Origin of the sequence: Pseudoalteromonas sp. AS71, assembly GCF_038900275.1 — a bacterium.
Taxonomy (GTDB): Bacteria; Pseudomonadota; Gammaproteobacteria; order Enterobacterales; family Alteromonadaceae; genus Pseudoalteromonas.
The window spans coordinates 1-13,045 of the sequence record NZ_JBBMQZ010000002.1; the positions used below are offsets into that span (position 1 = coordinate 1).

Consider the following 13,045-nt stretch of genomic DNA (forward strand, 5'->3'; position numbering starts at 1 on the left):
ACACCCATCCTAAATTTTGCACTTTTTGAAGTTAAAGGCTAGCCTTTGTTTAGTGCAAAAAAAAAAGCAGAATGTCTTATGGCTATCGCGAGAAAACGTCAAGTAAGTTTGGTTGATACAAAATACTACCATTGTATTTCACGTTGCGTACGCCGTGCATTTTTATGTGGGAAACAAGAATAAACAAGACACCCATCCTAAATTTTGCACTTTTAGAAGTTAAAGACTAGCTTTTATTTAGTGTAAAAAATAAGCAGGGTGTCTTATGGCAATCGCAAGAAAGCGTCAAGTAAGTTTGGTTGATACAAAATACTACCACTGTATTTCACGTTGCGTGCGTCGTGCTTTTTTGTGTGGTGAAGACCGTTTTACTGGTCAATCTTATGAGCATCGACGAGGCTGGGTTGAAGATAGGTTGCTCGTATTAGCAAAAATATTTTGTATTGATGTATGTGCTTATGCCGTCATGAGTAATCATACGCATTTAGTATTGTATGTTGATGATAAGAAAGCGAATAGGCTAAATGATAAAGCGCTTATTATTCGCTGGCATAAACTCTGTAAAGGCACATTGCTAACGCAAAAATATGTACAAGGTGAAAAGCTAAGTAAAGTTGAACTCATCTTTTTCAATCAAACGGTTAAACAATACCGCGAACGCCTAGCAAGTATCAGCTGGTTTATGCGATTACTAAATGAAGACATTGCCCGCAGAGCGAACAAAGAAGATAACTGCACAGGGAGGTTCTGGGAGGGCAGATTCAAATCGCAAGCATTACTAGATGAAGCAGCACTTGCAGCTTGTATGGCCTATGTCGATTTAAATCCCATTAGAGCTAAAATGGCTAACACACCAGAAGAATCAGACCGTACCAGTGTACAAAAGCGCTTAACATGCGCCGCAGAAGGTAAACAGCCTCAACAGTTATTACGTTTTGCAGGTATGCCACGTCAAATAATGCCAAAAGGACTCCCGTTTGAGCTTAAATCGTACCTCGAACTTGTTGAATTAACAGGACGTTGTATACGAGAAGACAAGCGAGGATATATTGAAAGTACATACTTGCCTCTTCTAGAAAGAGTGAATATATCTCCAGAAAACTGGTTAAAGCTTACAACCCAATTTACGCACGTATTTCATGGCGCAGTGGGTAGGCCAGCCTCACAAGAAGGTTATTGTGAAAACTTAAACCGAAAGCGGCGAGCGAATATCAGTAACTGCAAAAAGCTACTGGCATAAAGTTTCAACTAATCAGTAAAACTATTCATTAATAAATCATAACTGCATCATGCAGGCATTTTCATACGTGTAATTTAGATTAAAAGCGTAGTGGCATAGTGATTTTGGCCACTATTTACATACAAACTTATATAAAACCAAGTGGGGGTTTTTTATGCCTTAGTTTTATCAAAAACGTCCACTAATGTTAAACTACAAAAAACTTAATTACTTAATATAGCTATGGCATTTTACATTCCGTTATTACAACCTCATTTTAAGCACATTGAAATTGGCGATACGCTTACATCACTTTGGAGTGGATGTGGCAGTATTGTGCAGTGCCAGCTTGATGATAAAGCCTGTGTTATTAAAGCTATTAAAATACCCAGCTATATAAACCATCCTAAAATTAAACAAAGTGAATTTGCAGTAAAAAGAAAGCAGCATTCTTATAGCGTTGAATACACTTTTTATAAGCTGTATAGCCAGCATTTACCAAAACATGCGCAAAGTATTGAATGTATAGGTGCAATTAATAAAGATGATGAATACGCGCTGGTGTTTAAAAACTTTACCAAACATGGGTTTACTCAAGCAGGGCCACAACATGTTAAAGCTATATTAAAGTGGCTTGCACACTTTCATGCGTTTAACTTAAGTAAACCCGCTGACGGGTTGTGGCAGCAAGGCAATTACTGGCATTTAAGCACGCGGCCAGATGAGTTTAATAAACTCAAAGATAACCTTGATAAAAAGTCCGATATTAAAAATGCTGCACATAAAATAGATGAGCAGCTACAAAGTTGTGCGTACAAAACGCTAATTCATGGCGATGCAAAACTTGCTAACTTTGCAGCAAATGAGCGCGATCAAATACTCGGTTATGATTTTCAGTATATAGGTGCAGGTTGCGGGATAATTGATGTAATGTATTTTATGACCAGTTGCTTAAGTGATGCACAATTACACGAGTGCGCTGATGAGTATCTTGTGTATTATTTTGATAATTTAAAAGCTGCTATTACAACTTATCACCCTAAAGCACCATCAGGTAAAATAGCTGACGATTGGCTCGCTTTATGGCCTGCTGCATGGGCTGACTTTTATCGATTTTTAGCTGGCTGGAGCCCCGAGCATCAAAAAATAAATAGTTATATGCAACAGCAAGTAAACAGCTGGTTAGCGGGTAACATTTAATAAACACAATTGGTTGATGGCTTGCATAAATATCAAGCAAAACAATGCATTTTGGCACGATGTATGAAAATCTCTTTAAAACTACAGGTCAAATGACCTTTTTTAATATAAAATACTGCAAATTCTTGTATCAGTAGGTTTATATCATGGCAATTCACGTTATTTCTCACCCTCTTGTTCAACATAAACTAGGCCTAATGCGAGCGCATGGTATTAGTACTAAAAGCTTTCGTGAATTATGTTCTGAAGTTGGAACCTTATTAACTTACGAAGCAACTAAAAACCTACAGTTAGAAGATAACGAAATTACAGGCTGGGATGGCAATAAATTAAAAGTAGAGCACATTAAAGGTAAAAAAATTACCGTAGTGCCTATTTTGCGTGCTGGTCTTGGCATGATGGACGGTGTTATGCAGTTATTACCAGCCGCTAAAGTAAGTGTTGTTGGTCTTGAACGTAACGAAGAAACACTAGAACCAGTACCATATTTTGAAAAGCTAGTAGGTAATATTGATGAGCGCTTAAGCTTAGTTATTGACCCTATGCTTGCAACAGGCGGCTCAATGATTGCCACAATCGATATGCTTAAAAAAGCAGGCTGTAAAGAAATCAAAGTAATTGTACTTGTTGCAGCACCAGAAGGTGTGGAAAAAACACTTACAGCACATCCCGACGTAGAAATATTTACAGCCTCAGTAGATAGCCACTTAAACGACAAGGGCTATATTATCCCTGGTTTAGGCGATGCGGGCGACAAAATATTCGGTACTGTTTAGGAGTCTTAAGTGCAAAATAATGACACCTTTTCAATAAAAACTATTTTAACGGGCGCGCAAATGCTGTTTGTAGCATTTGGTGCGCTGGTATTAGTGCCACTTTTAACGGGCTTGGATCCTAATGTTGCGCTTTTTACCGCTGGCATTGGTACTTTGCTGTTTCAGGTAGTGACTAAAGGCCAAGTGCCTATATTTTTAGCTTCATCGTTTGCTTTTATTGCCCCCATTATTGCCGCTGTGCAAATGTGGGGCGTGCCGGCCACTATGGGCGGCTTAATGGTTGCGGGTTTTGCTTATATGCTTTTAAGTTTATTAGTGAAATTTAAAGGCGTTGCAACGCTTCATAAAATTTTACCGCCTGTTGTTGTAGGCCCAGTAATTATGGTTATTGGTCTTGCGCTTGCTCCTGTGGCTGTAAATATGGCGATGGGTAAAAGTGGCGACGGTAGTATTCAAATTATTGATTACAACAGCGCTATTTATATTTCGTTGTTCTCATTAGTGGTTACGCTTATTTTTGCAGTGTGGGGAAAAGGCGTATTTAAGCTTATACCTATTCTGGCAGGGGTTGTAGCGGGTTATTGTTTATCGCTTGGTATGGGCGTTGTGCAATTTGACGCAGTGACTAACGCACAGTGGTTTGCTGTACCAAACTTTACTTGGCCTGAGTTTAAATGGCAGGCTATTTTGTTTATGGTACCTGTAGCAATAGCACCTGCAATTGAGCATATTGGCGACATGATGGCTATTAGCCAAGTAACCAATAAAGACTTTTTGAAAAAGCCTGGGCTTCACCGCACTTTGTTTGGTGATGGCCTTGCGACGTCTGCAGCATCGTTATTTGGTGGCCCGCCTAACACTACATACTCAGAAGTTACGGGCGCTGTAATGCTTACCAAAAACTTCAATCCTAAAGTAATGATGTGGACAGCCATTATCGCCATTATTTTAGCCTTTGTTGCTAAAATGGGATCTGGCTTACAGACTATACCTGTACCTGTAATGGGCGGCATTATGATTCTACTTTTTGGCTCTATTGCTGTAGTGGGTTTAAATACATTAGTTAAGTCGGGCGATGATTTAACAGCACCACGCAACTTAAGTATTGTTGCACTTATTTTGGTGTGCGGTATTGGCGGTATGCATATAGGTGGTAGCCAATTTAGTTTAGAGGGCGTAAGTTTATGCGCTATTTTAGGCATTGTGCTCAACCTTGTATTACCTAAGGCGCAGCCTCAAGAGAGTTAATAGTGCACGTAAGTTAAAAATATTGCACCAAAATAGCGCATTTTCAATGCGCTATTTTTTTAACCTATTAATAAATATACAAAAATAATAATGGTCTAGTATCTGCATTTAATTTCCAGAACGCATCGTATGCAAAGGAGTTACTATGTCAGAGGCCAATATTGTGGATATAACCCCGTTTTTAGCAAAACACCAACTGCCTTTAAAGTATCAATATTTGAGTGAGCAATATTTTGTTCCACTCGCGCATGACATCCTCGAATCTAAAAAAACAAATACTCCTATTTTTGTTGCCATAAATGGATGCCAGGGCTCAGGAAAAACAACACTCGCAGATTTTTTAGTTACGTGGTTTTCTAAAAACACACCACTTAACAGTGTTGCATTGTCTATTGATGACTTTTATTTAGCAAAACAAGCACGTACTGAGCTTGCCAAAGACGTACATCCTCTTTTTACTACTCGCGGAGTACCGGGTACTCACGACGTAGCGTTAATGAATAGCACAATAACTAACTTACTGGCAGGAGAGGTAAACGTACCGCTTCCACGTTTTAATAAACACGAAGACGACTGCGTGCCAACAAGTGATTGGCTAACAAATGAAAAGCCAGTTGATATTGTTATTTTAGAAGGGTGGTGCGTGGGCAGTGAGCCACAACCGCTGTTTTCATTGAGTGAGCCGCTTAACGAGTTAGAGCAACAGTTTGATAAAGAAGGCGTTTGGCGCCGCTGTGTAAATAGCTGTTTGGCAAATGAATATAAAGCCGTTTTTAACCTAATTGATTATACAGTTATGCTAAAAGCACCGAGTTTTAGTGATGTTTTTACATGGCGACAAGAGCAAGAACAAAAGCTAATAGCCAAAAAAGGTGAAGGCTCAGGCACCATGACTAACGAGCAATTGGTGTATTTTATTTCTCATTTTGAGCGCATTACGCGTGAGAACTTAAACACACTGAGCGCTAAAGCAAATGCTTTAATTGAACTTGATAGCAACCGAGATATTAGCGGTATGCACCTAACAAGTGATGACACCCTTCAACCTATTATTTTTACAGATTTGGACGGTACATTACTCGATCACGCCGATTACAATACAAATAATATCAGTGAGTTATTACAGCAGCTGCAAAATGCGCATATTCCTGTGGTGTTTAATACCAGCAAAACTTTTTGCGAAGTTATAGAGCTTAAAAACGATTTAAATATTCAACAGCCTTTTATTGTCGAAAACGGTGCAGCAGTATTTATTCCAGAAGACTATTTTGAATTAAAGCCAATTGGTTGTAAAAAAGTAGGCGCTTATTGGTGCTACGCAATGGCAAAGCCGTTATCGAGTTTATTAAATGATTTAAATACTTTAAAGGCGGATTATAAAGCGCATTACAAATTGTTTAGTGACTTATCGAGTGAGCAAATTTCAGAGCTTACCGGGCTAAACGATGCACAAGCAAGACGCGCACAAACTCGCGATTATTCAGACCCTCTTTATTGGTATGGCAATGACGAATTACTCACAGCCTTTGTAAACGATGTTGAAGCACTCGGCTACGATATAAAAATTGGCGGACGCTTCATTCATATTGCCAAAAATACCGATAAAAGCGCTGCACAGCAGTGGTTAGTTAAACAGTTTACCCATTATTTCAGAAAGCCTCTCACGGTTATAGCACTGGGTGATAGCGATAACGATAAGCAAATGTTAGAGCACGCAAATATCGCCATTATTATTGCCAATCCGGCGAGTAAAAAGCCGGTTAAATTGTCGCACAACAAAGCACGATATTCTCAATCACCAGCACCGCTGGGCTGGATTGAAGAAATAACGTCGTTGCCGTGTATTAGCAGTATTTTAAGTATTTCTGAGGAGCAAACATCTCATGGCTGATTTTTACCAAAATGGCATTATTACAACACTACATAATATTGCCGACAGACCAATAGAAGACCTAGAAAAAGAGCTACTTACTTTTAGTAAGCAGCGCCCTATGGGGTTAATACTTCCTTCGCTATTTAGTGAACTTGAAGGCCCTGCGCTGCAAAATATAGTTAGTGAATTACGCGAAGTACCATATTTATCACAAATTACGATAGGCTTAGATAGAGCCGACGAAGCACAGTACCGTCATGCACTAGGCTTTTTTAAAGAGCTAAACCAAAACCATAAAGTATTATGGAACGACGGCCCACGCTTACAAGCACTAGATAAAGAATTACAAGAGCTAGGTGTTGCACCACGTGAGCTGGGTAAAGGGCGTAATGTGTGGTATTGCATGGGTTATAAATTAGCAACAGCAGAAGTAGAGTCTATCGCGCTGCATGATTGCGATATTTTAACCTACGACAGAAGCCTACTTGCTCGCTTAATTTACCCCGTTGCGCATCCGCGTTTTAACTATGAATTTTGTAAAGGGTTTTACCCGCGTACTGCTAATGGCAAAATTAATGGCCGTGTATCGCGCTTATTAGTAACGCCATTGCTTCGCTCATTTAAAACAATTTTAGGCAATACCGACTACCTTGAATATATGGACTCTTTTAGATACCCACTTGCAGGTGAGTTTTCGTTTAGACGCGATGTATTAAACGATATTCGTATCCCAAGTGATTGGGGCCTTGAAATAGGTGTACTGAGTGAAATGTATCGTAACTATTCGCATAACCGCTTGTGCCAAGTAGATATTGCCGATAATTATGACCATAAACACCAAGAACTTTCACTTGATGATCAAAGTGCAGGTTTGTCTAAAATGTCGATTGATATTACTAAGGCATTGTTTAGAAAGCTGGCGACTCAAGGTGTTACTTTTACCAGCGAAACAATTCGTTCATTAAAAGCGACTTATTACCGTATCGGTTTAGATTTTATAGAAACGTATCATAACGACGCGCTAATGAACGGGTTAACGCTTGATGTACACCAAGAAGAAAAAGCAGTAGAAATGTTTGCACAAAATATTATGGAAGCAGGGCAACACTTTTTAGAAAACCCAATGGAAGCGCCATTTGTGCCAAGTTGGAACCGTGTTGTATCAGCAATGCCAGACGTACTTGAGCGCTTAAAAGAAGCCGTAGAGCTAGATAACGAAGAATATAGTTAACCTGCGTGCAGGTTAATTAGCCTATAAGTCTAAACAATAAATATTAGGGGCGCATGTGAGCACAGTTAGCGAATTATTTTTACAACGAGTAGAGCAACATCTTCATATTATTTATGAGGGTGTTGAGCTGCCTTTATCGGTTACTGAGCTTGCTCAGCAACTCATTAAAATTATACTAGGTAGCAATGCACTGCGCGACCCGACACCCCATACAAACCGGTGGGATGAACAAGATATAGTATTGATTGCTTATGGCGACTCTATTATTAAACACGATGATAGTGAATTTGCCGTATCGAGCCCAATGGAGGCACCGCTTAAAACACTACACAGGTTTATAAAAGAGCAATGTGATATGCAGTTAAATGCGCTGCACATATTGCCATTTTACCCGTACAGCTCAGACGAAGGCTTTGCCGTAATGAACTACGTGCAAGTGAATGAGTCCTTGGGTGATTGGGGAGATATTCGAAATATCGCTAAAGATGTAAAGCTAATGGCGGATTTGGTTATTAACCATTGCTCAAGCAGAAGTGTATGGTTTGAGAACTTTTTAAATGATTTACACCCGGGTAAAGACTATTTCAAAACGGCGAGCTTAACGGATGATTTAAGCCAAGTTGTACGCCCGCGAACCTCATCGTTATTAAATACTGTAACAACGCCAAGCGGTGAAAAGCACGTATGGTGTACGTTTAGTCACGATCAGGTTGATTTTGACTTTGGCAATCCTGATGTACTTAAAGAGTTTGTGGGAATAATTAGGCATTATTTAGACAATGGCGTGCGTTTATTTAGACTCGATGCGGTCGCATTTTTGTGGAAACAGCTTAATACAAGTTGTATTAACTTGCCGCAAACACATGAAGCCGTAAGGCTAATACGAACACTTATTGAGCACGCAGAGCCGAGCGTAGTTATAATTACCGAAACCAATATTCCAAACCAAGAAAACTTATCTTATTTTGGTAATGCCAACGAAGCGCACAGTATTTATAACTTTGCACTGCCGCCTTTATTGCTTCATACATTACTTAGTGGCGATAGCACTGCAATTAAGCATTGGATGATGAGCATGCCACCTGCGCAAAATGGTACGGCATACTTTAATTTTATAGCCTCGCACGATGGAATAGGGCTTAGACCAATTGAAGGTTTATTGCAACCCAGTGAAGTGGCGTCACTTGTAAGTACCACTATGCAATTTGGTGGTCGTGTATCTATGCGAACCAGTAACGATGGAACGCATACACCGTACGAGCTAAATATTGCTTTATTTGATGCTCTCCAAGGGACGCACAATGGCCCAGATAAGTTTGGCCTGGAGCGGTTTATGTGTGCTCACGCAATTATGTTTGCGCTTGAAGGTATCCCAGGGCTTTATATTCATAGTTTGTTGGGTACAACTAACGATTACGAACGCTTTGAAAATTCACAGCATAACCGTGCTATTAACCGCCATCGTTGGCAAGAGTCAAAGCTACTGTCGGCAATTGGTGAAAAGTACAGTCATCATCATAAAGTGTTTAACGGCATAAAAAGCTTATTGGCAGTACGCAAAAAGCAAAGTGCCTTCCACCCAAATGCTACACAGTTTACGCTGCATTTAGCAGGGGGATTATTTGGTTTTTGGCGACAAAGTATAGACAGACGCCAAAGCATATTTTGTGTTTATAACATTAGCGATAAACCACAAACACTCACATTGGCCGACTTAAACTTAATTAACACCCAAAAGTGGTTTGATTTGGTGGCAGATAAAACGATTGAAGAAAGCCAATTAACAATAGAGCTGGAACCATACCAAAGCGTGTGGCTGAGTAATATTAAATAAAATGTATTAAAAAAGGCTCGCACTGCGAGCCTTTGTTTTAACTAGGGCGTGTTGATCTTTGTGGATTGAAATTTGTTCAATCTAGGGGCGATTAAATCGCGACGCGAGGTTTGTAACCTAGTGGGCTCGATAACTGCTCCTGCGTTATTCTACTGGCTTACATCCATGTAAGAATAAGTAAAAACCGAGCAAAGCTTCCGCGTCCTGCTCACGCCCCTTACCTACATCCATGTAGGCAACAAAGAGTTAATCGCCCCTAGAAAGAACCCTTCGGGCAGCGCATGTTTGGTATTTATGCTGCGTTATCGCCTATTTATGGGGAATAACCACACTACATAGGCTCTGCCTTGCCTAAAAACCAAACATACTGCTGCAAATTCACCCACCAATGATCAACACGCCCTAATAAGTTATTTTATTAATTATAAGCTGTAGCTTAAGTTAATGTAGCCAAAGCGGCCAATGTTATCGTAACTTGCGCTACCCGCGCTTGTACCACGTGAACCGTACGGAAGTTTACGATTAAATAGATTATCAACACCTACTTTAACGCCTAAGCCACTATCGAAGTTGTAACCAACAGTCATATCGGTAATAAAGTATTTACCGTAAGACATTTGGTTACTTGGGTTCGAGTTACTTTCAAGCTCAACATTTGTATATAAATCTACTTCACTTAAAAAGCGTGTTTCAACTGTTGAGAAAAAGTTATCCATAACATAACTTACAGATAAGTTAGTTTGCCACTTAGCTTCACCTGTAGTACCTGCGTATTCAATGTAGTTACTAGGGTCGTCTTGGAACGGGTAATCTTTACGTTCAATTAAGTAGGTACCAATTAAGCGGGTTTTGAAGCTACCTTCAAGCGCGTCAAAGTCGTAACCTAGTTCAAAATCTATCCCTGATGCTTTTTGGCCGGCAACATTTAATACAGAGTTTTGTATTAAAGTAATTTCACCATTAGCATTACGTGTAATTAAGTTACAGTACTGATTGTTTATACCTGTTGCGCTATCAACACAGCGATCAAGAATGTCTTGCGCGTCGATTGTGTCAATCGCATCTTCAAGTTCAATTTCCCAGTAATCAATAGTAAGCAGCGCGTTTTCTAGAAACTCTGGTTGGTAAACAATGCCTACAGTTGTACTTGTTGACTCTTCACCTTTTACATCACGGTTACCGCTAGTTAAACCATCTAATGAGGCTGCATCGTAACCGGAGTTAAAGTCACTCGCTACACCTAATGCGGCACAGTTTGCAGTACGTGTTGCACCGTTTGATAAGTCACCTAGGTTGTCGGCGCGACACGGGTCGTCTACATTGTAGAAAGTTTGGCTTGCTGCCCCAAATACTTCACTAATGTTAGGCGCACGAAGTGCTGCAGATTGTGTTACACGTACACGTAGCTCATCATTTACAGTCCAATCAAGGCCAAGTTTCCAGCTAGTTGCTTCGCCAATCGTACTGTAGTCAGCATGACGTACTGCAGTATCAAACACTAAGTCTTGAATAAGCGGTAAGTCAGTTAAAATTGGCATCGTCGCTTCAAAAAATACTTCGCGTACGTTGAAGGAGCCTTTATCTTCGCCCAGTGCGTTAAAAAAAGTACCTTCTGCGTTATCTGGCTCTTTAGTTTCGCTTTCTTCTTTACGGTACTCGGCACCAAATGCAATACCTACATAACCTGCTGGTAATTCAAAAATAGCGCCATTAGCAAGTGAGCCAGAAACAACTGTTTGCTTAATTGTTGAAGTACCAACTGATACCGTATTTATGTAGTCAATCGCTTGTTGAGATGGTGCGCCAAAACCCATAATGTTTACAGGAACGCAGCCGTCAGCTTGTGCAGCAGCGCTACGACATACTACGTTACCATTTGTATCTTCAACGGCATCAAGTGCATTAAAGTAGTTGGCTAAAATCATGTTAGCGCCGTTTTCACGCTCTAGATCTGTTTGGCCGTATACAACTGACGTATCTAATTCCCAATCTTCTAAAACAGTCCCTTTTAAGCCTGTGACAAAACGCGTTGTTTCACGCGTATTGTTTTCAATGCGGCGGCCAAGGTCACTCATCATGCGGTTAACCATGATCGAATCAACACCTTCCTCTTGCATACGTGCTTTGATGGCTGGGTCTAGGTAAGGGTTATCAATTTTAATGCTGTTGTCGCTGTCAAAAAAGAAAAACGCAGGTTGACCTATGCTTTCGCCTTGGCTGTTTACGTATTTTGCATCAAAGTAGACGTTTAAATCGTCGGTCACATCGTAGTTAACTTTAAAGTTTACGTTGTAACGTTCAAACTCAGGTTGTATTTCTTCAAATTGGCCTAAGTTAAAAAAGTCACATTCTGCACATGAATATGGATCTGCGTTATTGCCTATGTATAAATCACGTGCGCTGCTATCAGGGTTAAAGCTATTAATATACTTAGTTGGATCTTCAAGTGCATAAACACCTGAATCATTGATGGCGTAATAACCCGCATTAGGTGTTAAAATATCATCAGGAAAGTCAGCACTATTTTTGTTTTCATCCGTTTGGGCTTGGTTAGGTAAGCTGCTAAAAGATGTGCTAGTCCAAGGGTGGTCAAGAGCATTTAATGAATCTTGGGCCGAGTACTCAATAGCAAAAGCGGCATTACCACGGTCGTTATCAAAATTAGAGCCGTACGAGAACGTCGCTTTTTCGTTGTTGTAGCTGTTTAAATCGGCAAAACCTCGGGTAACACTAAAATCCATACCTTCAATGTTGTCTTTTAGTATAAAATTTACAACACCTGTTACCGCGTCAGCTCCATATACAGCGGATGCACCACCAGTGATAATTTCTACACGCTCAACCCATACACTTGGAATAGTATTGGTATCTACAGCTTGAGAACCTGCAGAGCTTGATACATGACGCTTACCATTTACAAGTACCAAAGTACGGTCTGTACCCATGTTACGTAAATCAAGAATATTTAAACCAGCAGTACCAATAAAACGGCCTGAGTTAGCCATAGAATATGTATTGCCAAGTGCTGGTAAGTTGTTTAGCGCTTCACCAATGTTTACAGCGCCAGTATTAATTAGCTGCTCGCCGCTTATAACTGTTACTGGTGCAGGTGCAATAGCACCTTCACGTAAGATACGTGAACCCGTTACTTCAACGCGTTCAATTTTTGTTGCTTGCTCATCTTGTGCAAGCACAGAATTACTTGCTGTTGCAGCAGCAGTAATTAATGCACATTTAATGCTATTAGAAAGTAAATTATGACGTTTCATGTGTTTCCCAAAGGACATTTTATAGTAATTTAATACGATATTTATTTTTACTTAATACAGTCTGTATTAGATAAAAACCTATAACTTTTGTTATGAGGGCGGCGATTATTGCATGCTGATAATCTTATTAAAAGTAAGTAACTTACTGTTAAATAAGCAACTTGAAATAATTTGAATGGCTATTGTTGCCTTTTTTACACTAGTTTGTTCGGGGAGATTAGGTGGCTATTTATGGTTAATTTACATGGTGGGTTTGTTTTGTATTTATGCTGTTTACATGTTTATAGTTTTTATAATTTTAGAGATGGTTTTTATAGCAATTATTTTTTAGTTAAAAGTAGTTAGGAATATTCTAATTTATATAAAGAGCAGGCGGTGAGTGTTATATGTACTTA

Annotated in this window: 8 protein-coding genes and 1 pseudogene; 8 read left to right on the forward strand and 1 reads right to left on the reverse strand. The window is 39.7% G+C overall.

Features of this window, described 5'->3' with window-relative positions:
* Positions 1 to 78: 78 nt before the first annotated feature.
* The 8 genes and pseudogenes from WNY98_RS01955 to WNY98_RS01990 form a co-directional block, all read left to right on the forward strand.
* Positions 79 to 174 (forward strand): annotated as a pseudogene (locus WNY98_RS01955) (Mobile element protein); the annotation flags it as partial.
* Positions 175 to 265: 91 nt separating this feature from the next.
* Positions 266 to 1,240 (forward strand): transposase, encoded by a 975-nt coding sequence (locus WNY98_RS01960; RefSeq protein WP_342876979.1) that lies wholly within the window; start codon positions 266 to 268, stop codon positions 1,238 to 1,240.
* A 222-nt stretch (positions 1,241 to 1,462) separates the two neighbouring features.
* Positions 1,463 to 2,419 (forward strand): phosphotransferase, encoded by a 957-nt coding sequence (locus WNY98_RS01965; protein WP_342876980.1) that lies wholly within the window; start codon positions 1,463 to 1,465, stop codon positions 2,417 to 2,419.
* Positions 2,420 to 2,565: 146 nt separating this feature from the next.
* Positions 2,566 to 3,195, forward strand: coding sequence for a uracil phosphoribosyltransferase (upp, locus tag WNY98_RS01970; RefSeq protein WP_342876981.1), 630 nt, complete (start codon positions 2,566 to 2,568; stop codon positions 3,193 to 3,195).
* A 9-nt stretch (positions 3,196 to 3,204) separates the two neighbouring features.
* Positions 3,205 to 4,443, forward strand: a complete 1,239-nt coding sequence (locus tag WNY98_RS01975) for a uracil-xanthine permease family protein (RefSeq protein WP_149593033.1) — start codon at positions 3,205 to 3,207, stop codon at positions 4,441 to 4,443.
* A gap of 145 nt (positions 4,444 to 4,588) precedes the next feature.
* On the forward strand, positions 4,589 to 6,334 hold the full coding sequence (locus WNY98_RS01980) for an HAD-IIB family hydrolase (RefSeq protein WP_342876982.1): 1,746 nt from the start codon (positions 4,589 to 4,591) through the stop codon (positions 6,332 to 6,334).
* Positions 6,327 to 7,547 (forward strand): glycosyl transferase, encoded by a 1,221-nt coding sequence (locus WNY98_RS01985; protein ID WP_002958673.1) that lies wholly within the window; start codon positions 6,327 to 6,329, stop codon positions 7,545 to 7,547. Before WNY98_RS01980 ends, WNY98_RS01985 begins: the two co-directional genes overlap by 8 nt.
* A 55-nt stretch (positions 7,548 to 7,602) precedes the next feature.
* Positions 7,603 to 9,381: a sugar phosphorylase gene (locus WNY98_RS01990; RefSeq protein ID WP_342876983.1), complete on the forward strand. Its 1,779-nt coding sequence runs from the start codon at positions 7,603 to 7,605 to the stop codon at positions 9,379 to 9,381.
* Positions 9,382 to 9,803: 422 nt separating this feature from the next.
* Here the strand turns inward: WNY98_RS01990 and WNY98_RS01995 are convergent, their stop codons facing one another.
* Positions 9,804 to 12,650 carry a TonB-dependent receptor gene (locus WNY98_RS01995; RefSeq protein WP_342876984.1) on the reverse strand — a complete coding sequence of 949 codons (2,847 nt, stop codon included), beginning with the start codon at positions 12,648 to 12,650 and terminating at the stop codon, positions 9,804 to 9,806.
* Positions 12,651 to 13,045: the final 395 nt, after the last annotated feature.

Excerpts from the sequence above, each read along its gene's own strand:
- WNY98_RS01960 (WP_342876979.1), top strand. The coding sequence starts at position 266 with ATGGCAATCGCAAGAAAGCGTCAAGTAAGTTTGGTTGATACAAAATAC.
- WNY98_RS01965 (WP_342876980.1), top strand. The coding sequence starts at position 1,463 with ATGGCATTTTACATTCCGTTATTACAACCTCATTTTAAGCACATTGAA.
- upp (WP_342876981.1), top strand. The coding sequence starts at position 2,566 with ATGGCAATTCACGTTATTTCTCACCCTCTTGTTCAACATAAACTAGGC.
- WNY98_RS01980 (WP_342876982.1), top strand. The coding sequence starts at position 4,589 with ATGTCAGAGGCCAATATTGTGGATATAACCCCGTTTTTAGCAAAACAC.
- WNY98_RS01985 (WP_002958673.1), top strand. The coding sequence starts at position 6,327 with ATGGCTGATTTTTACCAAAATGGCATTATTACAACACTACATAATATT.
- WNY98_RS01995 (WP_342876984.1), bottom strand. The coding sequence starts at position 12,650 with ATGAAACGTCATAATTTACTTTCTAATAGCATTAAATGTGCATTAATT.